General features: G+C 70.2%; 21 protein-coding genes and 1 riboswitch. Of the genes, 19 read left to right on the plus strand and 2 right to left on the minus strand.

What is annotated here, in order from left to right; translation table 11 throughout:
* The first annotated feature begins 189 nt into the window (after positions 1-189).
* The 4 genes from ACZ4TV_RS17180 to ACZ4TV_RS17195 all read left to right on the plus strand — a co-directional run bounded on the left by ACZ4TV_RS17180 (position 190) and on the right by ACZ4TV_RS17195 (position 5,044).
* Positions 190-1,557: a M16 family metallopeptidase gene (locus ACZ4TV_RS17180; protein ID WP_468135393.1), complete on the plus strand. Its 1,368-nt coding sequence runs from the start codon at positions 190-192 to the stop codon at positions 1,555-1,557.
* 20 nt (positions 1,558-1,577) lie between these two features.
* Entirely contained in the window at positions 1,578-2,945 is a 1,368-nt protein-coding gene (locus ACZ4TV_RS17185; RefSeq protein WP_468135523.1) for a M16 family metallopeptidase, read from the plus strand.
* Positions 2,946-3,185: 240 nt separating this feature from the next.
* A riboswitch (cyclic di-AMP (ydaO/yuaA leader) is annotated at positions 3,186-3,344 on the plus strand.
* Between the two features lie 13 nt (positions 3,345-3,357).
* Positions 3,358-4,161 (plus strand): M23 family metallopeptidase, encoded by an 804-nt coding sequence (locus ACZ4TV_RS17190; RefSeq protein WP_468135395.1) that lies wholly within the window; start codon positions 3,358-3,360, stop codon positions 4,159-4,161.
* A gap of 205 nt (positions 4,162-4,366) precedes the next feature.
* Complete coding sequence (locus ACZ4TV_RS17195) at positions 4,367-5,044, plus strand: GntR family transcriptional regulator (RefSeq protein WP_468135397.1); 678 nt, start codon at positions 4,367-4,369, stop codon at positions 5,042-5,044.
* Positions 5,045-5,314: 270 nt separating this feature from the next.
* On the opposite strand, the gene ACZ4TV_RS17200 is transcribed toward ACZ4TV_RS17195, so the two are convergent.
* Entirely contained in the window at positions 5,315-5,596 is a 282-nt protein-coding gene (locus ACZ4TV_RS17200; protein ID WP_468135399.1) for an HPr family phosphocarrier protein, read from the minus strand.
* Positions 5,597-5,780: 184 nt separating this feature from the next.
* Here ACZ4TV_RS17200 and ACZ4TV_RS17205 point away from each other — a divergent pair, with 184 nt between their 5' ends.
* The 15 genes from ACZ4TV_RS17205 (at position 5,781) to ACZ4TV_RS17275 (ending at position 22,546) form a co-directional block, all read left to right on the plus strand.
* Positions 5,781-8,582 (plus strand): bifunctional acetate--CoA ligase family protein/GNAT family N-acetyltransferase, encoded by a 2,802-nt coding sequence (locus ACZ4TV_RS17205; RefSeq protein ID WP_468135401.1) that lies wholly within the window; start codon positions 5,781-5,783, stop codon positions 8,580-8,582.
* A gap of 50 nt (positions 8,583-8,632) precedes the next feature.
* The gene (locus tag ACZ4TV_RS17210; protein WP_468135403.1) at positions 8,633-9,229 is read left to right on the plus strand and encodes a DUF5998 family protein; all 597 of its coding nucleotides are present in this window, start codon (positions 8,633-8,635) and stop codon (positions 9,227-9,229) included.
* Positions 9,229-10,431, plus strand: coding sequence for an alkaline phosphatase family protein (locus tag ACZ4TV_RS17215; RefSeq protein WP_468135405.1), 1,203 nt, complete (start codon positions 9,229-9,231; stop codon positions 10,429-10,431). Before ACZ4TV_RS17210 ends, ACZ4TV_RS17215 begins: the two co-directional genes overlap by 1 nt.
* 54 nt (positions 10,432-10,485) lie before the next feature.
* Positions 10,486-11,136, plus strand: a complete 651-nt coding sequence (locus tag ACZ4TV_RS17220) for a thymidine kinase (RefSeq protein WP_468135407.1) — start codon at positions 10,486-10,488, stop codon at positions 11,134-11,136.
* A gap of 139 nt (positions 11,137-11,275) precedes the next feature.
* On the plus strand, positions 11,276-11,992 hold the full coding sequence (locus tag ACZ4TV_RS17225; protein ID WP_468135409.1) for a hypothetical protein: 717 nt from the start codon (positions 11,276-11,278) through the stop codon (positions 11,990-11,992).
* Positions 11,993-12,294: 302 nt separating this feature from the next.
* The gene (locus ACZ4TV_RS17230; protein WP_468135411.1) at positions 12,295-12,444 is read left to right on the plus strand and encodes a hypothetical protein; all 150 of its coding nucleotides are present in this window, start codon (positions 12,295-12,297) and stop codon (positions 12,442-12,444) included.
* A gap of 171 nt (positions 12,445-12,615) precedes the next feature.
* Entirely contained in the window at positions 12,616-13,776 is a 1,161-nt protein-coding gene (locus tag ACZ4TV_RS17235) for a cytochrome P450 (protein ID WP_468135413.1), read from the plus strand.
* A 28-nt stretch (positions 13,777-13,804) separates the two neighbouring features.
* On the plus strand, positions 13,805-15,106 hold the full coding sequence (locus tag ACZ4TV_RS17240; protein ID WP_468135415.1) for an MFS transporter: 1,302 nt from the start codon (positions 13,805-13,807) through the stop codon (positions 15,104-15,106).
* Between the two features lies 1 nt (position 15,107).
* Positions 15,108-16,373: a glycine amidinotransferase gene (locus tag ACZ4TV_RS17245; RefSeq protein WP_468135417.1), complete on the plus strand. Its 1,266-nt coding sequence runs from the start codon at positions 15,108-15,110 to the stop codon at positions 16,371-16,373.
* Positions 16,374-16,385: 12 nt separating this feature from the next.
* Positions 16,386-17,702, plus strand: coding sequence for an ATP-grasp domain-containing protein (locus ACZ4TV_RS17250; protein WP_468135419.1), 1,317 nt, complete (start codon positions 16,386-16,388; stop codon positions 17,700-17,702).
* Positions 17,699-19,006, plus strand: coding sequence for a preATP grasp domain-containing protein (locus ACZ4TV_RS17255; RefSeq protein WP_468135421.1), 1,308 nt, complete (start codon positions 17,699-17,701; stop codon positions 19,004-19,006). Before ACZ4TV_RS17250 ends, ACZ4TV_RS17255 begins: the two co-directional genes overlap by 4 nt.
* Positions 18,996-20,024 (plus strand): serine O-acetyltransferase, encoded by a 1,029-nt coding sequence (locus tag ACZ4TV_RS17260; protein WP_468135423.1) that lies wholly within the window; start codon positions 18,996-18,998, stop codon positions 20,022-20,024. The genes ACZ4TV_RS17255 and ACZ4TV_RS17260 overlap by 11 nt, the downstream gene beginning before the upstream one ends.
* A 5-nt stretch (positions 20,025-20,029) precedes the next feature.
* Positions 20,030-20,992, plus strand: coding sequence for a PLP-dependent cysteine synthase family protein (locus tag ACZ4TV_RS17265; RefSeq protein WP_468135425.1), 963 nt, complete (start codon positions 20,030-20,032; stop codon positions 20,990-20,992).
* A complete protein-coding gene (locus ACZ4TV_RS17270; RefSeq protein WP_468135427.1) occupies positions 20,989-21,777 on the plus strand; it encodes a methyltransferase domain-containing protein in 789 nt (262 codons plus the stop codon). Before ACZ4TV_RS17265 ends, ACZ4TV_RS17270 begins: the two co-directional genes overlap by 4 nt.
* A gap of 136 nt (positions 21,778-21,913) precedes the next feature.
* A complete protein-coding gene (locus ACZ4TV_RS17275) occupies positions 21,914-22,546 on the plus strand; it encodes a hypothetical protein (protein WP_468135429.1) in 633 nt (210 codons plus the stop codon).
* A gap of 48 nt (positions 22,547-22,594) precedes the next feature.
* Here ACZ4TV_RS17275 and ACZ4TV_RS17280 read toward each other — a convergent pair whose 3' ends face one another.
* Positions 22,595-23,581 (minus strand): hypothetical protein, encoded by a 987-nt coding sequence (locus ACZ4TV_RS17280; protein WP_468135431.1) that lies wholly within the window; start codon positions 23,579-23,581, stop codon positions 22,595-22,597.

Raw genomic sequence — 23,581 nt, forward strand, 5'->3', positions numbered from 1 at the left:
TGGCTGGTCTGGCTGGGTCTGGTCTTGCGGGTGTCCGGCTGGGTACGACGCGGACCATTGTGGCCCGAGGCTCCGACAACGCCGACTCCGACCCCGGGGGAGTGACCCGGGAACTTATCCGGCTGCCGACGCGCTTGCATACAGTGGCAGGTCTGACAGAAATCTCTGCATCGCGATCGAAGGGACCACATGCCCATGGGTCACACGGCCACAGCGCAGGCCGGCTCCGGCGGCCTGACAGCGACCGAGCACCGGCTGGCCAACGGCCTGCGCGTGGTGCTCTCCGAGGACCACCTGACCCCGGTCGCCGCGGTCTGCCTCTGGTACGACGTCGGCTCGCGCCACGAAGTCAAGGGGCGTACCGGCCTGGCTCACCTCTTCGAGCACCTGATGTTCCAGGGGTCGGCGAGCGTACCGGGCAACGGGCACTTCGAGCTGGTCCAGGGCGCCGGCGGCTCCCTCAACGGCACCACCAGCTTCGAGCGCACCAACTACTTCGAGACGATGCCGACCCACCAGCTGGAGCTCGCGCTGTGGCTGGAGGCGGACCGGATGGGGTCCCTGCTGGCCGCCCTGGACGACGAATCCATGGAGAACCAGCGCGACGTCGTCAAGAACGAACGCCGCCAGCGGTACGACAACGTCCCGTACGGCACGGCCTTCGAGAAGCTCACCGCCCTGGCGTACCCCGAGGGCCACCCGTACCACCACACTCCGATCGGTTCCATGGCCGATCTCGACGCCGCCTCCCTGGAGGACGCGCGCGCCTTCTTCCGTACGTACTACGCGCCCAACAACGCGGTGCTCTCGGTCGTCGGCGACATCGACCCCGAGCAGACGCTCGCCTGGGTCGAGAAGTACTTCGGCACCATTCCCGCGCACGACGGCAAGCAGCCGCCCCGCGACGGCTCGCTGCCCGACATCATGGGTAAGCAGCTGCGCGAGGAGATCGTCGAGGAGGTCCCGGCGCGCGCGCTGATGGCCGCCTACCGGCTGCCGCACGACGGCACCCGCGAGTGCGACGCCGCCGACGTGGCGCTGACCATCCTGGGCGGCGGCGAGTCCTCGCTGCTGCACAACCGGCTGGTACGCCGCGACCAGACGGCCGTCGCGGCGGGCTTCGGCATGCTGCGCCTGGCCGGGGCGCCCTCGCTGGGCTGGCTCGACGTCAAGATCTCCAGCGGGGTCGAGGTCCCCGCCATCGAGGCGGCCGTGGACGAGGAGCTCGCGCGGTTCGCCGCCGAGGGCCCGACGGCCGAGGAGATGGAGCGCGCCCAGGCGCAGCTGGAGCGCGAATGGCTGGACCGGCTGAGCACGGTGGCCGGCCGCGCCGACGAACTGTGCCGCTTCGCGGTGCTGTTCGGCGACCCGCAGCTGGCGCTGACCGCCGTCCAGCGCGTCCTCGACATCACCGCCGACGAGGTGCGGGCCGTGGCCGCGGCCCGACTGCGCCCGGACAACCGCGCGGTGCTCGTCTACGAGCCGATCGCGGCGGACGGGTCCGATGAGAGCGACGAGACCGACGGGCACGACGAGAACGAAGGGGCGGAGCAGTGAGCGACACCGCAGCCGTCACGATGACCTTCCACCCGCGCCCGCAGGCCGGCGAGCCGCAGCCGTGGGCCTTCCCGGCCCCCGACAGGGCGCAGCTGTCCAACGGACTGACCCTGCTGCGCTGCCACCGGCCGGGCCAGCAGGTGATCGCGGTCGAGGTCAACCTCGCCGCCCCGCTCGACGCCGAGCCCGAGGGCCTGGACGGCGTGGCGACCATCATGGCGCGCGCTCTCTCCGAGGGCACCGACAAGCACTCCGCCGAGGAGTTCGCGGCGGAGCTGGAGCGCTGCGGCGCCACCCTCGACGCGCACGCCGACCACCCGGGCATCCGGGTCTCCCTGGAGGTCCCGGCCTCCCGGCTGCCCAAGGCGCTGGGCCTGCTCGCCGAGGCGCTGCGCGCCCCCGCCTTCGCCGACGCCGAGGTCGACCGGCTGGTGCGCAACCGGCTCGACGAGATCCCGCACGAGCTGGCCAACCCGCAGCGCCGCGCCGCCAAGCAGCTCTCCAAGGAGCTCTTCCCGGCGTCCCTGCGGATGTCCCGGCCGCGCCAGGGCACCGAGGAGACGGTCGCCCGGATCGACTCCGCCGCCGTACGCGCCTTCTACGAGGCCCACGTGCGCCCCGCCACCGCCACCGCGGTGGTCGTCGGCGACCTGACCGGCATCGACCTGGACGCCGTGCTGGCGGACACCCTGGGCGCGTGGACGGGCGGGACCGCCGAGGCCCTTCCGGTGCCGCCGGTGACCGCCGACGACACCGGCCGCGTGGTCATCGTGGACCGGCCCGGCGCCGTCCAGACGCAGCTGCTGATCGGCCGGATCGGGCCGGACCGTCACGACCGGGTGTGGGCGGCCCAGGTGCTGGGCACGTACTGCCTGGGCGGCACCCTCACCTCCCGCCTGGACAAGGTGCTGCGCGAGGAGAAGGGGTACACCTACGGCGTGCGCGCCTTCGGGCAGGTGCTGCGCTCCACCGCCGACGGGAAGGGCGCCTCGATGCTCGCCATCAGCGGCTCGGTGGACACCCCGAACACCGGTCCGGCGCTGGAGGACCTCTGGAAGGTGCTGCGCACCCTCGCGGAGGGCGGTCTGACCGACGCCGAACGCGACGTGGCCGTACAGAACTTGGTGGGCGTGGCCCCGCTGAAGTTCGAGACGGCGGCCTCGGTCGCCGGCACCCTCGCCGACCAGGTCGAGCAGGAGCTGCCGGACGACTACCAGGCGCAGTTGTACGCGCGGCTCGCCGAAACGGGCACGGTGGAGGCGACTTCCGCGGTCGTGAAGGCCTTCCCGGCGGACCGGCTGGTCACCGTCCTGGTGGGCGACGCGGCGCAGATCGAGGAGCCCGTGCGGGCCCTCGGGATCGGTGAGGTCACGGTCGTCAGCAACTGACGGCGCGGCCATGGGCCAACGGACGGCGCGGCCATGGCCAACTGACGGCCCATCGGCGTGAACGGCAAGGGGCCCCGGCGGTTTATCCGCCGGGGCCCCTTTTGTCCGTTTGGTGGTGAGGTTGCTTTTATGTGGTGTGGCGTACGCAACAAAAAGGCGTGTCTGTTTGGCGATTGACTGATGATCCGCCTAGCGTCGGCCGTGCTGTCCGTCAGTTGTGCCCGCCGCACCCGCGGCACCGGACAGCGATCGCCGAGTCCCCGTCAGGCGCGAGCCTGGGGAGCCGGGGACCCACATGAGTCCCTGGGGTGAATCGGACCCCCTCGCAAGAGGAGGCCCGTAGGAGACCTTCCTGCTCCGAACCCGTCAGCTAACCCGGTAGGCGAGAAGGAAGGAAAGGATCAAACCCTTCATGGCGTTTGGCAGTCGTCCCGCTGGTTCCGGTAAGCACCGTGGTTCCAGCCGTCTGAGCCGCAAGACCGCCGGTTACGCCGGCATCGCCGCACTCGCCACCACCGGCGTCGTCGGTTCCCTCGCCGCCCCGGCCTTCGCCGCGGACAACCACAGCAGCAACTCCGCCCAGGACAACGGGCTGGGCGCCGTGGTCGTCGCCGAGGACCTCGCGGGCGACATCGCCGACCAGGCCGAGTCCCAGCAGCGCGCGGCCGACGAGGCCGCCGCCAAGGCGCAGGCCGAGGCGGAGGCGAAGCAGCGGGCCGCCGAGGCCAAGCGCCTCGCCGAGGCCAAGGCGAAGGCCGAGCGCGACGCCGCCGAGCGCGCCGCCCGCGAGGAGGAGCGCAAGCGCCTCAACACCTTCGTCGCCCCGGTCGAGGGCTCGTACGTCAGCACGCAGTACCACGCGGGCGGCGGCATGTGGTCCTCCGGCAGCCACACCGGCATCGACATCCACGCCTCCTCCGGCACCTCGGTCCGCGCGGTGGGCGTCGGCACCGTCGTCGAGGCCGGCTGGGGTGGCGCGTACGGCAACAACGTCGTCATCAAGCACCACGACGGTACGTACACGCAGTACGGGCACCTCTCCTCGCTGAGCGTCTCCGTCGGCCAGCAGGTGGCCGCCGGCCAGCAGATCGGCCTGTCGGGCTCCACCGGCAACTCCAGTGGCCCGCACCTGCACTTCGAGGCCCGCACCGGCGCCTCCTACGGCTCGGACATCGACCCGGTCGCGTACCTGCGCTCGCACGGCGTCAGCCTCTGATTCCGTCCCCGCGCCCAACGCACCGCCGCACCATCGCTTCACCGAAGGCCCCGGCTCCCCGAGCCGGGGCCTTCGTGTTGCGTTCCCGGGCAAATGTTTCGTATTTCCGGCCGCTCTCGGAAATTATCGTGTGCTGCAATAGAGTCGCAGGGCGCGCAGGTGCGTGCAATGAGGCTGGCAGTCGGAAATAGGCGGAGGTTCGGTCTTGCGTATTCCCGCGCACGCGGTATGCACAGCAATCCGCGACGACATCGTCTCCGGGGTGTTCGAACCGGGCAGTCGGCTGACCGAGGAGGTGCTGGCCCGCCGGTACGGAGTCTCGCGCGTCCCGGTCCGCGAGGCGCTGCGGACCCTGGAGTCGGAGGGGTTCGTGACCACGCGCCGCCATGCGGGGGCCTGTGTGGCCGAGCCGACCGAGCAGGAGGCGACGGACCTGCTGGAGGTGCGGATGCTGCTGGAGCCCCTGGCGGCCGCCAGGGCCGCCCGGCGGCGCACCGAGGCGCACCTCAAGGTGTTGCGCGGGCTGGCCAGGCTGGGGCAGGAGCGGGCCAGGCGGGGTCAGGGGGAGGATCTGCGGTCCCTGGGCGGCTGGTTCCACGAGACGCTCGCGCAGGCCTCCGGCAGCCCGGGGCTGATCGCACTTCTCACCCAGATGCGGCACAAGGTCGCCTGGATGTACGTGGTGGAGGCACCGGCCCGGCCCGTGGAGTCCTGGGCGGAGCACGGCGCGATCGTGGACGCGGTGGCGCGCGGGGACGCCGAACGGGCGCGGGCGCTGACCGCGGTCCACGCCGACCGGGCGGCGGCGGCCCACCGGCCGCGGCTCCGGCCGGCGGTGAGGACTTCGCAACCTGCCGTAAACATGTCGAGCGGCCGGCATTAACAGGAGGCGTATACAAAGGGCGGTATCGCGCACCGCTGCCTGAATTCCGGACCGGTGCGCATTAGCTGGGCGGCCGGATTTGCGGCGCGGGTGAATTCCGCCGCGACACGGTGTCGCCATTTCCCTCGTGCCGCCGTGCCGAAATCCTGCGGAGCTGAATTCCCGCGCCACGGAAGTCGAACCGGAGGGGCGGGAAGAACGGAAACGGCGAAGCCGCGGCCCCCCGGAGCGTGCGGGGCCGCGGCTTCGCGTGATGTCGAACCCGAAGGGTCAGACGGTCTCGGGGAGCTCCTCGAGACCCTCGGCGACCAGCTTCGCGAGGCGGTCCAGTGCGACCTCCGCACCCTCGGCCTCGGAGGAGAGGACGATCTCCTCGCCGCCCTGGGCGCCCAGGCCCAGAACCGCCAGCATGGAGGCGGCGTTGACGGGGTCGCCGCCGGACTTCGCGATGGTCACCGGGACGCCGGAAGCGGTCGTCGCACGGACGAAGATCGAGGCGGGACGAGCGTGCAGGCCCTCGGCCCAACCGACGTTGACGCGGCGCTCTGCCATGGTGATGCCCTTCAGGTTCTTACGGTTGTCTAGACCAGTCTCTCACGACGCCCTGAATGCTCCGACCGATCTTCGGCCCGAATCCTCCGCCGCTCGACCTTCCCCAGCTTGCACTGATTTGTCCCATCCCGCCTAATGCGCCGCGCGAGCGCTGCCCGGCCCGATCCGGCCTTAAGGTAGGCCCATGACCATCGAGTCGGACCCCTCCTACCCGGCCCACTGGGAAGCCGATGTCGTCCTGCGCGACGGCGGCACCGCCCGGATCAGGCCCATCACCACCGAGGACGCGGGCCGGCTCGTCAGCTTCTACGAGCAGGTCTCGGACGAGTCGAAGTACTACCGCTTCTTCGCCCCCTACCCCCGGCTCTCCGACCGCGACGTGCACCGCTTCACGCACCACGACTACGTGGACCGGGTCGGCCTCGCCGCGACCATCGGCGGGGAGTTCATCGGCACCGTGCGCTACGACCGCATCGGCCCCGACGGCCGGCCGGCCTCCGCGCCCGCCGACGAGGCCGAGGTCGCCTTCCTCGTCCAGGACGCCCACCAGGGCCGCGGAGTCGCCTCCGCGCTCCTCGAACACATCGGCGCGGTGGCCCGGGAGCGCGGCATCCGCCGGTTCGCCGCCGAAGTGCTGCCCGCCAACAACAAGATGATCAAAGTGTTCACGGACGTCGGGTACCAGCAGAAGCGCAGCTTCGAGGACGGCTCCGTCCACCTCACCCTCGACCTCGAACCCACCGCCGAGTCCCTCGCCGTCCAGCGCGCCCGCGAACAGCGCGCCGAGGCCCGCTCGGTGCAGAGGCTGCTGGCCCCCGGCTCGGTCGCGGTGATCGGAGTCAGCCGCTCCGGCGCGGGCGTGGGCGCCGCCGCGCTGCGCAACCTGCGGGACAGCGGCTTCCACGGCCACCTCTACGCCGTCAACGAGGCCGTCACGCGCGACCTGCTCGACGGCGTACGGGCCTACCGCACGATCGAGGCGATCGGCGCCCCGGTCGACCTCGCGGTGATCGCGGTGCCGGCCGACCGGGTCCCCGACGCGGTGGCCGCCTGCGGCGAGCACGGGGTGCAGGGGCTCGTCGTGCTGTCCGCCGGATACGGGGAGAGCGGCCCGGAGGGACTCGCCCGCCAGCGCGAACTGGTGCGGCAGGTGCGCTCGTACGGGATGCGGCTGATCGGGCCGAACGCCTACGGGGTGATCAACACCGCGCCGGAGGTGGAGCTCAACGCCTCGCTGACGCCCGCCCCGATGCCGATGCGCGGCCGGATCGGCCTGTTCACGCAGTCCGGGGCGATCGGGATCGCCCTGCTCTCCGCCCTGCTCCGGCGCGGCGAGGGACTGTCCTCCTTCGTCTCGGCCGGGAACCGGGCCGACGTCTCCGGCAACGACATCCTCCAGTACTGGTACGACGACGAGGCGACCGACGTCGCCCTGATGTACCTCGAAACCCTTGGCAACCCGCGCAAGTTCACCCGCCTCGCGCGCCGGACGGCGGCCGCGAAGCCGGTGGTCGTCGCCAAGGGCGGCCGCCACACCCCCGCCGGGCACGTCGTCCCCGACACCAGGCTGCCGGAGGCCACCGTCTCCGAGCTGCTGCGGCAGGCGGGCGTCATCCGGGTCGACACGGTCACGGAGTTGGTGGACGTCGGCCTGCTGCTGGCCGCGCAGCCGCTGCCCGCCGGGCCCCGGATCGCGATTCTCGGCAACTCCGAGTCCCTCGGAGTGCTCACCTACGACGCCTGCCTGACCCAGGGCCTGCGGCCGCTGCCGCCGCTGGACCTGACGACGGCGGCTTCCCCGGCGGACTTCCGCGCCGCCCTGGCCGCCGCGCTCGCCTCCGACGACTGCGACGCGGTGGTGGTCACGGCCATTCCGTGGGTGAGCGAGCACGCGCCGGCCGACGACCTGGCCGACGCGCTGCGGGAGGCCGTGGCCGAAGCGCCGGGCAAGCCGGTGGCGGTCGTGCACGTGGAACTCGGCGAACTGGTGCAGGCGCTGTCCGCGGCCCGCGGTCCCGCCGACCCGGCCTCCACCACGCCCGCCCCGCCCGCCCCGGACGTCGCCTGGACCCCGGCCGCCCTCGCGGCCGCCGCCGCGGCCGTGCACGCCGACCCGGACCGGATCCCCAGCTACCCGGCCGCCGAGCGGGCCGTGAAGGCCGTGGCGGAGGCCGTGCGCTACGGACAGTGGCGGCGGGCCACCGCCGTGGCCGGGCAGGTCCCCGAATTCGAGGACATGGACGAGGCCGGGGCCGCCGCCCAGCTCGCCGCACTGCTGGCGGACGTCGAGGACGGGGCAGCGGTGACCCTGGCCGACTGGGACGGCCGCGAGCTGCTCGCCCGGTACGGGATCCGCGTCCTGTCCACCCTGCCCGCGCCGAGCCCCGACGCGGCGGTCCGGGCCGCCGGGATCCTGGGCTACCCCGTCGCCCTCAAGACCACCGCCCCGCACCTGCGCCACCGCGCGGACCTGGGCGGCGTACGGCTCGACCTCAGGGACGAGGCCGAGCTGAGGCGCTCGTACGACGACCTCACCGCCCTGCTCGGCAAGCCCTCGGAGCTCCAGCCCGTGGTCCAGGCGATGGTGCCCCGCGGGGTCGACACCGTCGTGCGCTCCGTCATCGACCCGGCCGCGGGCGCGGTCGTCTCCTTCGGGCTCGCCGGCGTCCCCTCCGAGCTGCTCGGCGACACCGCCCACCGTCTCGTGCCGGCCACCGACCGGGACGCCGCCGACCTGATCCGCTCCATCCGGGCCGCCCCGCTCCTCTTCGGCTGGCGCGGCAGCGACCCCGTCGACACCCCCGCACTGGAGGAGCTGATCCTGCGGGTGTCCCGCCTCGTGGACGACCACCCCGAGGTGATCGGGGTCTCGCTGGAGCCCGTCGTGGTCGCCGCCGAGGGGATCTCCGTACTCAGCGCCACCGTCCGCGTCGCCCACCCGCCGGCCCGGGGCGACCTCGGCCCGCGGACCCTGCCCAGTTACTGACGGGGTACGGCGCGGCCTGAGGGTCCCGTAAGGGCCTTAGGATGGACCTCATGGCGAAATCCGGTACGACGACCCAGGGGCTGCGCACGGCGATCGAGCGCAGCGGCTACTACCCGGCCCTCGTGGCCGAGGCCGTGGAGGCCGCGGTGGGCGGCGAGCCGATTTCGTCGTACCTGGTCCACCAGGAGACGACCTTCGACTCCAACGAGGTGCGCCGCCACGTCACCGTGCTGGTCCTGACCGGCAACCGCTTCATCGTCAGCCACACCGACGAGCAGGCCGCCGACGCCGGATCGCCGTCCCCGTACGCGACCACCTCCACCGAGTCGGTCAAGCTGTCCAGCATCTCCTCCGTGGTGCTCAGCCGTGTCGTCGCGAACCCGGAGTCCTACACGCCGGGCACCCTGCCCCGCGAGGTCGTCCTGACCATCGGCTGGGGCGCGGTCTCCCGGATCGACCTGGAGCCGGCCGCCTGCGGCGACCCGAACTGCGACTCCGACCACGGCTACACCGGCAACTCCACCGCCGACGACCTCAGCCTGCGGGTCAGCGAGGCCGGCGACGGCCCGGAGGCGGTGCGCCAGACCCTGCTCTTCGCGCAGGCACTCTCCGAGGCGACTGCTGCGACCTCCCCTTCCGCCCGCTGATGGCGTACTCCGCGGCGCAGGGCTGGCCCGAGCCGGAGCTGCTGGACCTGGCCGGCGCCCCCGTCCCGGAGTACGGCGCCGGGTCGCTCGCCGACCTGCTGCCCACGCTCGTGGCCGGCCAGGGCGTGCCCGGCTTCACCGCCGGCATCGCCGAGCTGACCCCGGCCGACCGGAACTGCGTGTTCCTGGTCGACGGCATGGGCTGGGACCAGATCAGGGCCCACCCGGACGAGGCCCCGTACCTCACCTCCCTGCTCGGCAGCTCGCGCGGCGGCACCGGCCGCCCGATCACGGCGGGCTTCCCCGCGACCACGGCCACCTCGCTGGCCTCCGTCGGCACCGGCCTGCCGCCCGCCCGCCACGGCCTGCCCGGCTACGCCGTCCGCAACCCGGCCACCGGCGGGCTGATGAACCAGCTCCGCTGGCACCCGTGGACCGAGCCCAAGTCCTGGCAGCCGTACCCGACCGTCTTCCAGCAGGCCGACAAGGCCGGGGTGGCGACCGCGCAGGTGTCCTCGCCCGCGTTCCAGACCACCCCGCTCACCAAGGTCGCGCTGAGCGGCGGCACCTTCCTCGGCCGGATGACCGGCGAGGAGCGCATGGACCTCGCGGCCGAGCGCCTCGCGGCCGGTGACCGCTCGCTCGTCTACACGTACTACAGCGAGCTCGACGGGGCCGGCCACCGCCACGGCGTGGACTCCGACGCCTGGCGCGGCCAGCTGATGTACGTCGACCGGCTCGTCCAGCGGCTCGCCGAGCAGCTGCCGCCGCGCACCGCGCTGTACGTGACCGCGGACCACGGCATGGTCGACGTCCCCTTCGACGAGGACTCGCGGTTCGACTTCGACGAGGACTGGGAACTGGGCGCCGGTGTGGCCCTGCTGGGCGGCGAGGGCCGGGCCCGGCACGTGTACGCGGTGCCGGGCGCGCAGGCCGACGTGCTGACCGTGTGGCGCGAGGTGCTCGGCGACCGGTTCTGGGTCGCGAGCCGCGAAGAAGCCCTGGAACTGGGCTGGTTCGGCCCGCCGGGGGAGTGCGACGAGCGCGTGTTCGGACGCATCGGCGACGTGGTCGCGGCCGCGCAGGCCGATGTCGCCATCACCGCTTCGCGCAACGAGCCGAACGAGTCCGGGCTCGTCGGGATGCACGGCTCCTTGACCGCGGCGGAGCAGCTCGTCCCGCTGCTCGAGATCCGCACCTGATCCCGTCGGCCCTCCGCAGCCCCTGCCCACGACCCGAAAGGTCCCGTACTTCCCATGCCCGAGCTGGTGTTCTTCTCCGGAACGATGGACTGCGGAAAGAGCACCCTGGCGCTCCAGATCGGCCACAACCGGTCTGCTCGTGGGCTCCAGGGTGTGATCTTCACGCGGGACGACCGGGCGGGGGAGGGCAAGCTGTCCTCGCGCCTCGGCCTGGTGACGGAGGCGGTCGAGGCGACCGAGGGCATGGACCTGTACGCGTACCTCGTGGACCAGCTGTCCAAGGGCGGGAAGGCCGATTACGTGATCGTGGACGAGGCGCAGTTCCTGGCCCCCGACCAGATCGACCAGCTCGCGCGGATCGTGGACGACCTCGACATGGACGTCTTCGCCTTCGGCATCACGACGGACTTCCGCACCAAGCTCTTCCCGGGCTCGCAGCGGCTGATCGAGCTGGCGGACCGGATCGAACAGCTCCAGGTCGAGGCCCTGTGCTGGTGCGGCGCCCGCGCCACGCACAACGCCCGTACGGTGGGCGGCGAAATGGTCGTCGAGGGCGCCCAGGTCGTCGTCGGCGACGTGAATCGCCCGGCCGAGGAGATCGGCTACGAGGTCCTGTGCCGCCGCCACCACCGCAAGCGGATGACGAGCGCCGCGGCCCATGCGGGCGCGCTGTCGCCTGACGTACTGCCGGTCACGTCGGGCTGACCCGTGCTGCCGCGGCGAGCCGGGAAGCCCGGAGTGTCGCCGACGCGTAGCCTTGAGGTAGGGCTCGTCTGATTGTCCGGTTTACGCGCAGGGTGTGGTCGCCCGACTGCCGAGGAACAGTGACCGTCTCATGCCTCCCATGCCCGACAGGAGACCGTCGCAGGGCCGCAGTGCCCGAGCTGCCGCGCTGCGTGAACAGGCGCGTGCCGAACGCCGCCGCCGACTGCGGTTCACACTGATCGTGAGCATCGTGGTGGCCGTGGTCATCGCCGGGCTCACGATCGCGGGGCTCTCCATGAGCGGCGGGCCGTCCCGTTCCACGGCTCCCGAGGCCGGCATACCGGCCACTCCGATGATGACCGCCTCGGGCCGTACGACCAGCCCGCCGTGGCCGGCGCCGAGTGATCCTTCTGCGCGGGTCGCGGCAGCCGGGCTGCCGATGCTCGGGGCCGAGGGCCAAGTCGAGCACATCCACGTCCACTTGGACATCATCGTGAACGGTAAACCGGTGGTCGTCCCCGGGAACATCGGCATAGACCAGAAGACGCAGCAGATCAGCCCGCTGCACACACACGCGGAGAACGGGGTCGTCCACGTCGAGTCCCCGGTCAAGGCCGTCTTCTCCCTCGGCCAGTTCATGACCGAATGGGACGTCGCCCTCACCGAGGACTCCATCGGCGGGCTCAAGGCCGACGGCGCCAACGAATTCCGCGCCTACGTGAACGGCAAGGAGCGCCCCGGCGACCCGGCCGCGATCGAGCTCCGGGACCACGACGAGATCGCGCTCGTATACGGACCCGTAGACCTGAAGGTCGACGTGCCCAGCAGCTACGACTGGCCGAAGAAGCGCACGTGACCAGCGGATACGGGAACCCGAACCCTTGATCGTCCGTGCCCCGCGGGACAAGGCGAACACTCACGTCCCCGCCTGACCGGACGACGTCCATCTTCATGTTCGGACAGTGATATGCCGGCCACTTACCGTTCCCGGCATGCCGTCGGCATGGCTCCTACCGAATTACGTAAGGACGTCAAGTCACGTTCTCCAGTGACATGACGCGTATGGGGCGGTCGGGTTTATTTGACGTCACGGCCTCATCCCAACTCCTACCCATAACGAAATACGAGGCCGAGCTTTCACCTCCTGAGGAGGATCCGATGAATGGGCATTTCTGGACGCGTCGTCTGTCGGCGGCCACGGCCACCCTGGCTCTGGTCGGCACCGTCGTGCTGGTCCCGGCCACGGCCTTCGCATCGCCGACAGTACACACCAAGGCGGTTCCGTCCGTCGCCTGCCGCATGGCTTAAGAGTCCGCGGCCGATATTTCTCACGGGGAAAGGAGGGGTCGCCATGCGGTATGACCATTGCCTTTAGTTCAAGCAGGTCGGGCCCGGGAGATGCCGGGCCCGACCTCACTTCTCTTCACTTCACTTCACTTCACACATGATCCGCCGAGACCGAAAAGGGAACGAAGGGCAATGACGACATCCATCAGCTACAACCCGCTGGACTGGTCAACGATTGTCGACCCGTATCCGGTCTATGCCGAGTTGCGTGCCCGTGCGCCGGTGTTCTGGCACGAGCAGATGCAGTCCTGGGTGCTCACTCGATACCGCGATTGCCGCGACGTGTTGCGCAACCACGCGTTGTGGGCTCGGGACTTGCGCCGAGTCGGCGCCGACGTTCCCGATGAGCGACTGAACATCCAGTACCAGGACCCGCCGGAGCAGGCGAGGTTGCGTGCTCTGATCGTCAACGCCATGCGGGCACCGGAGATGCGGGACATCTGTCGGCGCGCCCGACCCGATCTCGAGGGGCATTTCGAACGGCTCCGCGATCGCGACGAGTTCGACCTCATGAGCGAGATCGCGGCCCCGCTGGCGCTGCAGATCACCTGTGACCTGGTCGGCGTGGAACCGCCGCCGCTGGAAACATACGTGAGGATCTTCGAAGGGCTGACCAGGCGGATGGACAGCGGGCTCGAGCCGAGCCACAGCGAGCCCGGGGAGGAAGTGGGACTCGAACTTCACGCGATGATGAAGACCTGGTTCGCGGAGACCCGGCTTCCGGGAATGATCGCGAGCCTGCGGGAGAGCCCGCACACGAAAACGATGCCGGACACATACGTCCGGAACACGGTGAGTGCGGTTTTCAACGCCAGTTACAGCACGGTCTATGCCTCGACCGGAGCCGTCGTCCTGACTCTGCTGCAGCATCCACACGTGCTCGATCAGCTGCGCGATCGCAGCCTGACGGCTACGGGGGTGGCGGAGCTGATCCGCTTCTGCAGCCCGGCGCAAGGCACGAGCCGGGTGGCGACCGAGCGAACGAGGATCGGCGACACCACGATCGAGCGGGGTGAGGCCGTCGTGACCCTTTTCGCCGCTGCCAACCGGGATCCGGAGTACTTCGACCGGCCGGACGAGCTCATTCTCGACCGTTCGCCCAACCAGCATCTGGGATTCGGATGGGGTCCGCACATCTGCGCCGGCGCGCAACTCGCAACGGACTGGCTGTACGAGCTCATCGACTTCCTGAACGAGCGGCCGTCGGCATTGACCTTGGCCGGCGAGCCCAGATACATGCGCTCCGCGACGCTTCGCAATCTGGAAGCGCTGCCCGTGAGCCTTCGCCATTGATGCGCGAGCGAGGAAGGATCTGGATGGCATGGCCGGGAAACTGATGCTCGACGTGACGCCACTGCGGCAGTCGCCGGCATTCCGCCTGCTCTGGATCGGGCAAGCCGTTTCCGGCGTGGGCGGACAGATGACCGTTTTCGCCGTGGCGCTCCAGGTCTATCTGCTTACGAAGAGCACTCTGGCGGTCGGCGTCATCGGTTTGTGCACCGTGATTCCCATGCTGTCCGTAGCGCTCGTCGGAGGCACGCTCGGCGACACGTATGACCGCAGGAAGATCGTCCTTTTCGCCGGCATCGGTCAGGTGGCGGTGTCGCTGGCATTCGCCGTGCAGGCCATCGCCGGAAGCGACCGGCTCTGGCTGCTGTATGTCCTCTGCACCGCCCAGTCGACCCTCGGTGCCATCAGCGTCCCGGCCAAACGCACCTTCATGGCGCACCTGCTGCCCAAGGACCAGATCCCGGCAGGCGCCGCCCTCACCATGCTCACCATGCATGTCGCCGGGATCGCAGGTCCGCTCCTCGCCGGTGCGGTCGCCGGTGTCTGGGGACTGCAGGTCTGTTACGCCGTGGACGCTCTCAGTTTCATCGCCGCGATCTACGTCGTCGCGAAACTCCCGGCCATGCCGCCGAAAGGATCGATCGCCCGCCCCGGTGCCAAGGCCATCGTCGCCGCCCTGCGCTACATCCGCGTGAACGACGTCCTCAGGGGTGCATTCCTCGCCGACCTCAGCCTGACGCTGCTCGCGACCCCGACCGCGCTGCTTCCGGCGATCAATGACCTGAATCTGGGTGGCAGTGCCGAGACGCTCGGCATGCTGATGGCGGCGCCGGCCGTCGGAGGCGTCCTGGGATCGCTGTTCTCCGGGCGGGCCGGTCGAGTCGCCCACAAGGGCCGGGGCATGCTGCTCGCGGGTGCCGCATGGGGAACCTGCATCGCGGTCTTCGGGCTGGTGCAGGTTCCGGTACTCGCGATCGCGCTCCTGGTGGTCGCGGGTATGGCGGACGTCGTCAGCGTCGTCTTCCTCACGACGATCGTCCAGACCACGGTGGACGACAGCTACCGGAGCAGGGTGAGCGCGGTCGAATTCGTCGTGGGCGCCGGAGGTCCACAGCTCGGCGGTATGCGTGCCGGGGCGCTCGGCGCGATCACCTCACCCGGCCTGTCCGCCGTCATCGGCGGCGCGACATCCGTTCTCGCGGCAGCGTTGCTGGCCGTTGCCCTGCCGAAGTTCACCCGATGGGAATCCGAGTCCTCGGACCGGGCGGCCACCAAGGAACTCGCCAGGGAGCCGTCTGAAATCAAGGCATATGCCGACTCAGAGAGGGATTGACATGACTTTGGAGATTGCTTCCCCGCAGCAGGCGGACATCGACGCCGACGCGTCAAGGGTGACCCGGCCCGGAGCGCTTGCCGGCCCGATCGTCAATTCGTGGAACGAATGGGACCCGCTTGAGGAGATCCTCATCGGCCGCGCGGACGGAGCCTGCTTCGAACCCACCGAATCCGGATACCGCCCCCAACTCCGCGGGACCCCCAGCGGTCGGAGCTTTCCCACCGGGCCGAAGTCGCCCGACGTGATAGCCCGCGCGAACGACGAGCTCGAAGGGCTCGCCGAGCTCCTGCGCACGCTCGGGGTGACGGTTCGCCGTCCCGGCGCCGCTGATTTCACCACGGCCGTGAAGACGCCGTCCTTCGAGGTCGCGAACCAGTACTGCTCCGTCTGTCCTCGCGACGTCCTCATCACGGTGGGGAACCAGATCATCGAGGCCACGATGTCGCGGAGAGCCAGGTTCTTCGAGTACCTGCCGTACCGGAGCCTCGTCTACGACTACTGGACCGCCGACGAGCGCGTGGTGTGGACCGCGGCTCCGAAGCCCTCCATGGGCGACACGATGTACCGCCCGGAATTCTGGGGGCTGACCCTGGATGAGCGGCACGCGAGGATGCACGACTTCGAGTTCTGCGTCACGCAGGACGAAGTGGTCTTCGACGCGGCTGACATCACGAGGGCGGGCCGTGACATCTTCGTCCAGGAATCCATGACGACCAACCGGGCGGGTATCCGCTGGCTGCGAAGAGAGCTCGAACCTCGCGGTTTCCGCGTCCATGTCCTGCATTTCCCGCTCGATTTCTTTCCCTCCCATATCGACTGCACGTTCGTCCCGCTGCGACCAGGGCTGGTGCTCACGAACCCGGACCGGCCGCTCAAGGCCGACGAGCGGGAGTTCTTCCTCCGCAACGGATGGCGACTCGTCGACGCGCCGACGCCGGCGTACGGCAATGACGAGATGCCCCGCTACTGCCAGTCCTCCAAATGGCTGTCGATGAACCTGCTGAGCGTCGCTCCGGACGTGGTCGTCTGCGAAGCGAGCGAGAAGAACCTGCACGAGCTGCTGCGCGGGCTGGGGTTCGAGGTCCTCACGGTCCCGTTCCGCAATGTCTACGAGTTCGGCGGCTCGCTGCACTGCGCGACCTGGGACGTCCGCCGGACCGGCGAGTGCCAGGAGTACTTCGCCGTTCCGGATCGCCCCCCGCGGCGCGCACCCGGCCCCGACCCGGGCGTCCGAATCCACCACGGCCCGATCACCCACTCTTGAAGGAGGAAGACCATGCACGTTCTGCACATCGGCGCACATCCCAAAGCGATCCGCGGGCTCCACCGCGGCGGCCACGAGATCACGGTGCTGTACGAGGCGGCGGACGGGGACCGGATGTACCGCACCCCCGGGCTCAGGGAACTCGCGACGCGCGCCTGCGCGGTCGATTCCTACCGCCATGTGGAAGCGCTGTGGTCGGCTCTGCACCACCTCGGACCGATACCGAAGGTGGACGCCGTGCTGACGACCAACGAGTACGGCGTCGTCGGTTCCGCCATCCTCGGCAAGCAGCTCGGCGCCATCGCTCTGGACCCCGCCGTCGCACTCGCCTGCCGGGACAAGGCCCTGCAGAAGACCAAGTGGCGCGAGGCAGACGTCCCGACGGCGAAGTTCGCGGTCCTGCCGGAGGCGGCGGCGCAGTCCGTCGACGCCGTGCGCACGCTGCTGGCCGCGGCCGGCCTGGTGTTCCCGGTCGTCGTCAAGCCGCCGGCCGCCGGCGGCGCGGAGTCGGTGTCCGTCGCGGAGACCGTCCACGACATCGTGCGGGTCGCGCGGCACAACCCCCAGCTGCGCAGGGTTCTCGTGGAGGAGTTCATAGACGGCCCGGAATGGCACTTCGACGGCTTCGTCCGGAACGGAGCGATCGGCAGGCTGATGGTCTCCCGGTACGGCGAACCATTGCTGTGCACCAAGCGGGGCGAGCCGACCCGGTCGATGGGCCTGCCTCCCGCCAGGCATCGCGGCGCGTACGCCGCCGCGAACGAGTTCGCGACGCGCGCGCTCAGGGCGCTCGGACTGGAGACCGGCGTTTTCCACTTCGAGGCGTTCGGCCACCCGGGCGGGTTCGTCGCCAATGAACTCGCCTGCCGACCCGGCGGCAGCGGGTTGTGGACGGTGGCTGAGAAGACGATCGGCCTCGACCTGTTCGCCGCCGCCACGCAGCTGTTCACGGGAGACGAGGTGGAAACGCTCACGGCGTCGCCGGACAAGGTCCACGGATGGGTTCACCTGCCGTCGGTGGCCGGGTTCCCGAACACCGTGCACGAGGCCGACATCAAGGCGGTCCCGGGTGTCGACGGCGTCGTTCTCGTGCCCCTGGGCGTGCCGATGCGGGACATGTCCGAGACCTCGTCCGCCGGGATCGGGTACGCGACCGTCGCCGCGGCGGACGAAGCCGAGTGCCGGCACGTCATGACCGAGGTCGTGGCCCGGGTACGAGCGATCCACGACGAGCGCGGCCGCGCCGCACTCCAGGCCAGGAGCGAAGTCGCTTCGGTCGGCGCGCCCCTGCGCCTCACGCACGGGGCACCGGCGATGGGGATGCGATGAGACTCTTGATTGCGAACGACATCGACGACACCCTCTTTCTCCGGCCGGACCCCCGAGCCTGGGCGCAACGCGTGTTCTGGTTCGCGGAGGAAGGCGATCTCGTCCTCGTCTCCGACACGCCGGATCCGGCCTTCGTCCGGCACGTCGGCAGGGTCAAAGGAACCGACATGTCCCGGGTGGACGTCCGTCTGTGTCCCGAGGGCCTGCACGGCGGGCGACGGATCGACTTCCTCGCGCTGTTCGACCGGCGGTTCCTCGACTCGATCGCCCGGGACGTCGCCCGCGTCACCGAGGTGTTCAGCCTGTTCCCGTCCGCCCAGTTGAGCGAGTTCGCATCACGACTCGGCATCCGGGATCGCCTGCCGGGAGCCGACTTCATCGCCCAGGGCGGAGGTGAGCTGGCCAACAGTAAGGCGACCTTCCGAGCCCTGGCCGCAGGTGGCGGCGTGCGCGTCGCGGCGGGGTCGGTGTGCCGCAACCCCCTTGAGGCGACTGCGGCGACCCAGTGGCTGCTGGACGCGGGCCACGACGTGATGGTGAAGATGGCGCACCACGGGGCCGGGGCGGGCAACGAGATGGTCCTGCGGCCAGGCAGGGACGCACCCCATCACGTCGGCGGCCGGACGGTACACGAGCTGGACGGACGGCAGGACGCCGTGTCGCGGTACTGGCGTGACCGGTGGGACTGGGCATCCGCGGACGGCAGGTACGCCGTCGTGGTCGAGCAGCTGCTCGATGCCACCGCCAGTTACTACGCCGAGTACGCCCTGACCGATGCCGGGGTCGAGCTGGGAGGCGTCGGCCACCTGTCCTTCATCGACCGGAGGCTTGCCTTCGAGACGTTCCCGGCGCGCTCGCTGACCGAGTCACAACGTCGGGAGCTGGTCTCCGGGGCCGAGACCCTGGCCCGTGCCTACCACGGCATCGGATACCGAGGGCAGCTCTGCGCCGACGCGGTGGCCACCGGGGACGGGCGGATCGCCTTCACCGAGGTCAACGCCCGGACGACGACATCCACTCACCTCTACGACACCATGGCGGGCCTGTTGCCCGACGAGATGACGGTGCTCAGCCAGCGGCTCACCCCCGCGACCTGGAAGCCGATCTCCACTGCGGGCTTCCTGGAGACCGTGGCCGATGCCGGCCTCCTGTTCGACCGTGATCGAGGGCGCGGCGTGCTCATGACGATGCCCGTCTCGCCGGCATCCGGGAAGGGCGGATTCCTGTATGTGATCGTCTGCGGCGATCCGGAGGAGGAAGCGGCATACCAACGTGAACTGGGGAGGTTGTTCGATGAAACGTAGCCGTTCGCACCTGATCGCCGTGGGCGATGCGGAGGCCCGGGAGCGGCACGCGGCGCTGGCTGCCGTGCTGTGGGACGTCGCGCGTCCGCGGATGCGCCAGATCCGCTCGGTGCTCGGGGCGTGGAAACCGTGCTCACCTGAGCTCGTCGACCTGGTGGAAGGCGACCTGCTCGCCTTCACGCAGCGAGATCCCGCGGCCCACGGCTCATGGCGTGAGGTCGTGGGCTCCTACCGATGCTTCCGGGCAGTGCTGAGCCATCGACTGGCGCATTCGATCCTCGGCACGCCCCCGCGCTCCGATGCCGACAGCAGTCACCTGCGGATGCTCGCGCGCTCCATCGCCGAGCAGGCCACGGTGGAGACGGGGGTCGAAATCCACCCGGCGGCCGTGATCGGCAGGCGATTCGTCGTCGACCACGGCATGGGGACGGTCATCGGCGAGACAGCGACCCTGGGCGACGACTGCTACGTCCTGCAGGGTGTCGTCCTGGGATCGAGGGGAATCGCGGACAATCCGCGAGGCCGGCGGCACCCGGCCATCGGCTCGCGAGTCGAGATCGGTGCGTTCGCACGCATTCTCGGCCCGGTGAAGGTCGGTGACGACGTCGTGATCGGATGCCATGCCCTCGTGCAGCGCGACATCCAGGCAGGTGCCCGGGTGAGCGTGTTGAACCACTATCAGGAGATCCGGGGCGCAGCCACCATCGGCATCACCGCTATCGAAGTGATCGGCGAAGGCCTCCTCCTGGTGCGCGGCAGCGGTCTGGCCCATCCCGGCCTCCGCGTGGAGGGACTGTCCGGCCGCCGCCAGAACGCCACGCCGGTGGTGGTTCTCGACCGCGGCAACCGGCATCTGCTGCTCGGGCTGGACGGAGCGGCCGGCAGGCCCCCTGCGCATGTCCGGCTGACCGTGCCCGACGGCACCAGTACGTCGATCCTGGTACCCCGTGCCGCCGGTGTCCGGCGAACGCGTGGCGGTGGAGCCGGCTCCGCCGCGTCACGGGCCGGGGCGGGGTGATGGACATGGCCACGCCCGTGATCGCCTCCTCGGTGCTGGATCTCATCGGCCGCACGCCGCTGCTCGAAATGCGGCGGCTGACCGCCGGCCTGGACCGGACCGTGTACCTGAAACTGGAGATGCTGAACCCGGGCGGAAGCCACAAGGCACGGATCGCGCTCAACATGGTGCTGGCCGCCGAGCAGGAGGGGCTCCTCGTACGCGGCTCCGGGCAGACCATCCTCGAACCCACCGGTGGGAACACCGGCATCGGGCTCGCGATGGTCGCCGCATCGCTCGGATACCGCCTGGTCCTCGTCATCCCGGACAACTACAGCCCGGCCAAGCAGCGGCTCCTCCGAGCGTTCGGTGCCGAGATCGTGTTGTCCGATCACCGTCTGGGCGGCAACTCGCACGGCGAGAAGGCGATGGAACTGCAGTTCGAGCACCCGGACTGGATCCTGCTCAACCAGCAGGCCAACCCCGCGAACCCAGCCATGCACGACCGGACCACCGCCATCGAGCTGTTGGACGCATTCGCCGGCGAACTGCCGGACGTGATGATCGCTGGCGTCGGGACCGGCGGGCATCTCACCGGAATCGGCCGGACTCTGCGCCGACACCGACCGGATCTGCGGATCGCCGCGGTCACGCCTCCGGGATGCTCGTTCACCCAAAACCGGTTCACCACACACCGATTGCAAGGTCTGGCCGTCGGACTGGTGCCCGCCAACCTCGACGTCGCGCTCATCGACGAGGAGATCGTCGTCACCGAGGACGAGGCCGCGACGATGATGCGGACGCTGATGCGGGTCGAAGGCCTTGCGGTCGGTTTGTCCTCCGCGGCCAACGTCGTCGCCGCACTCGCCTGTGCGCGGACCTGCCGTCCCGGCACACGGATCCTGACCTTTGCCTACGACTCAGCCCAGGACTATCTCGCCGAGCTCGCGGAGCCCGGCGAGACCACCCACCCGAGGAGCACATCATGACCGACATGCTCACCTTCAACGCGGAAGCGGCACGCAGGATCGAGCGGACCTACCGCACACCGGACGTCGTCGCGCAGCGCCGCACCGTCCTCGACACCCTCGCGCTGCGGCCCGGCGAGCGCGTGCTCGACATCGGGTGCGGACCGGGTCTCCTGGCCGCGGAGATGGCCGCGGCCGTCGGCACACACGGTCACGTCATCGGCGTCGACGTGAGCGAAAGCATGCTGGCGCTGGCCCGCTCCCGGGCTGTTGTGCCGGGCGGGGCCAAGGTCGACCTGCGACCCGCGGCGGCAGATCACTTGCCGTGCGCCGATGCGAGCGTCGACGTGGCGGTGTCGACGCAAGTCCTGGAATACGTCCCGGACGTGGCGGGCGCGCTCGCCGAGATCCACCGGGTGCTCGTGCCGGGTGGGCGGGTCGCGGTGCTGGACACCGACTGGGACTCCCTCGTGTGGCACTGCACCGACCAGCCGCGGATGACGCGGATGCTCGCCGCATGGGATCAGCATCTCGCCGATCCGCACCTCCCCCGCACCCTTCTCCCGGCTTTGCGCCGGGCCGGTTTCGAGACGTCCCCACCGCTCGTCATACCGCTGCTCAACGTCGGCTACCGGCGCGACACGTACAGCGCCGGCCTGATCGACATCGTCGCCTCGTACGTCGTCGGGCGCAGCGGACTGACCGATGACGAGGCCGCCGCCTGGTCGAACGACCTGCGTGGACTCGGCCACGACTATTTCTTCAGTCTGAATCGGTACCTCTTCACCGCCACGAAGCGTTCCTGAGCCCGGTCCCAGCCACGCGGGACGACCGGGCGGGGGAGGGCAAGCTGTCCTCGCTTCCCCGGACGTCCTCCCGGTCAACCACGCCTGAACTCGTTGATAGCTTGCTTCCCCTACCTTCTTCTTTCAATGGGGGATCATGAGCCAGCACCAGCCGCCGCAGCACAACCCGTACCACCAACCTGCCGTGTCCCAGGAGTCCTTGGGCTACGGTGGCCCGCCGCCCGTGCCGGGGCAGGCACCGGCGCAGCCGGGCTGGCCGATGCAGCAGCCGCCCGGCCAGCCGTACCCCCACCCCGCCCCCTCCGGACAGCGGCCGAACCCGGGCCACCCGGTCGGGGCGTTCTTCCTCGGGCTGCTCGCCTCGGTCGTCGTCTCGGTGCTCTACACCGGCATCCTCTTGGCCACATACGAAGACCAGTCGGAAAACCAGGCGCACACCCTTTACATGGTCCATGCCCTCCTCAACGGAGTGGCTGTCGGCGCCCTGGCGGGCCTGGTGGGCCGGCGCAGCAACGGTGCCCGGATCGGCGCGGCCATCGTGGCCCCGCTCGGCGCCTTCTTCGGTTACACCAACGCGATTCCGCTCATCCTCGCCGATCGCGAAACGCCTGCTGCCATCGGCGACATGATGGAGGTCGACCCCTTCTTCCCGGCCAAGGCATGGTGGGGTGCCCAGAGCGATACGGAAGGGCTCTCCCTGTTGGGCCTCGTCGTCGCGGCGGCAGCAGCCTGGGGCCTCGCCTACGCCGTCGGCAGGAGGCGAGGCTGACCCGAACGACCGGCCGTGGCTCGACCCGTGCGCGCCGGAGTCGGCTCGTCAGTGGCCGGTCTTCTCACCGGCCGCGCGCACCGCGGCGGCGTTGCGCGACCGGATGGTGTCCAGCGTGCTGCCGTGCTCGGCGATCAGCGCGGTCTGGAGCTTGGACTCCTCCTTGAACCACACCTCGACCAGGCCGGTCTGCGTCTTGCAGTCGACCTCCGCCACCGCGATGTCCCTCTCCTCCGTGGAGGGCTTGCCCTCCACGTGAGGCACCTGGTTGGCCGCGTCGAACGGGGTCGCGAGACCCTTGTGCCCCTTGCCGTCCATGCACTGCGACCACTGGGTCAGGGCCTTCTTGACGGCCGGGAGCTGCATCGACCGCGTGAAGGAGGTGCCGTTCACCTCGGCGATGAAGGTCAGCTCGTCCTGCGTGGGTTCGTCGATCTGCCGGGCCGCCCAGCCAGTGCACCCGCCGTCATGGAGCTTCTTGCCGTTGTGGGAGTCGCGGGCGGGCTCGGCCTGCTGCTGCGGCATGTTCTTCGCGGCGGCGGCCGGTTTCCGGCCGGTGAGGACCTCGATCGCGACCGGCTCCAGCTCCGGGAGCTTCTGCCGCACGGGCCCGGTGGCCTCTCCGGGCAGACCGTATCCGTACGCGGCTGCCGCTTCCCGGTCGGTCAGACCGTAGCGGCGTTCCATGTTCGCGTCGTTGTCGTTCGGCGGCGGGTTCGTGCCCTCCACCGGCAACTGGACCGGAAGACCGTAGTCCGCCATGCACCGCTCCTGGAGGCGCCGCATGGCCCCGTCGAGGACGACGGTCTCCTGGTAGGTCTGCATGTACGCCTCGAGCGGCAGCGTCATGCCCTTGGCCAGGCCGCGCTCCGGGGTGGGCTTGGGCCACTTCTCCTTGTCGACCATCGGCTGGTCCCCGGCCACCGGCTTCGCCGGCGTGACGGGCGGCGTGCTGCCGCTGGTGCAGGCGGTGAGCATGCCGGTGGTCGCGACCACCACCACCGTGGCGGCGGATACGCGCTGGTGAAACTTCAC

The organism is Streptomyces sp. NPDC028910 (assembly GCF_055564955.1).

Excerpts from the sequence above, each read along its gene's own strand:
- ACZ4TV_RS17180 (WP_468135393.1), top strand. The coding sequence starts at position 190 with ATGCCCATGGGTCACACGGCCACAGCGCAGGCCGGCTCCGGCGGCCTG.
- ACZ4TV_RS17185 (WP_468135523.1), top strand. The coding sequence starts at position 1,578 with ATGACCTTCCACCCGCGCCCGCAGGCCGGCGAGCCGCAGCCGTGGGCC.
- ACZ4TV_RS17190 (WP_468135395.1), top strand. The coding sequence starts at position 3,358 with ATGGCGTTTGGCAGTCGTCCCGCTGGTTCCGGTAAGCACCGTGGTTCC.
- ACZ4TV_RS17200 (WP_468135399.1), bottom strand. The coding sequence starts at position 5,596 with ATGGCAGAGCGCCGCGTCAACGTCGGTTGGGCCGAGGGCCTGCACGCT.
- ACZ4TV_RS17205 (WP_468135401.1), top strand. The coding sequence starts at position 5,781 with ATGACCATCGAGTCGGACCCCTCCTACCCGGCCCACTGGGAAGCCGAT.
- ACZ4TV_RS17210 (WP_468135403.1), top strand. The coding sequence starts at position 8,633 with ATGGCGAAATCCGGTACGACGACCCAGGGGCTGCGCACGGCGATCGAG.
- ACZ4TV_RS17215 (WP_468135405.1), top strand. The coding sequence starts at position 9,229 with ATGGCGTACTCCGCGGCGCAGGGCTGGCCCGAGCCGGAGCTGCTGGAC.
- ACZ4TV_RS17220 (WP_468135407.1), top strand. The coding sequence starts at position 10,486 with ATGCCCGAGCTGGTGTTCTTCTCCGGAACGATGGACTGCGGAAAGAGC.
- ACZ4TV_RS17225 (WP_468135409.1), top strand. The coding sequence starts at position 11,276 with ATGCCCGACAGGAGACCGTCGCAGGGCCGCAGTGCCCGAGCTGCCGCG.
- ACZ4TV_RS17230 (WP_468135411.1), top strand. The coding sequence starts at position 12,295 with ATGAATGGGCATTTCTGGACGCGTCGTCTGTCGGCGGCCACGGCCACC.
- ACZ4TV_RS17235 (WP_468135413.1), top strand. The coding sequence starts at position 12,616 with ATGACGACATCCATCAGCTACAACCCGCTGGACTGGTCAACGATTGTC.
- ACZ4TV_RS17240 (WP_468135415.1), top strand. The coding sequence starts at position 13,805 with ATGGCCGGGAAACTGATGCTCGACGTGACGCCACTGCGGCAGTCGCCG.
- ACZ4TV_RS17245 (WP_468135417.1), top strand. The coding sequence starts at position 15,108 with ATGACTTTGGAGATTGCTTCCCCGCAGCAGGCGGACATCGACGCCGAC.
- ACZ4TV_RS17250 (WP_468135419.1), top strand. The coding sequence starts at position 16,386 with ATGCACGTTCTGCACATCGGCGCACATCCCAAAGCGATCCGCGGGCTC.
- ACZ4TV_RS17255 (WP_468135421.1), top strand. The coding sequence starts at position 17,699 with ATGAGACTCTTGATTGCGAACGACATCGACGACACCCTCTTTCTCCGG.
- ACZ4TV_RS17260 (WP_468135423.1), top strand. The coding sequence starts at position 18,996 with ATGAAACGTAGCCGTTCGCACCTGATCGCCGTGGGCGATGCGGAGGCC.
- ACZ4TV_RS17265 (WP_468135425.1), top strand. The coding sequence starts at position 20,030 with ATGGCCACGCCCGTGATCGCCTCCTCGGTGCTGGATCTCATCGGCCGC.
- ACZ4TV_RS17270 (WP_468135427.1), top strand. The coding sequence starts at position 20,989 with ATGACCGACATGCTCACCTTCAACGCGGAAGCGGCACGCAGGATCGAG.
- ACZ4TV_RS17275 (WP_468135429.1), top strand. The coding sequence starts at position 21,914 with ATGAGCCAGCACCAGCCGCCGCAGCACAACCCGTACCACCAACCTGCC.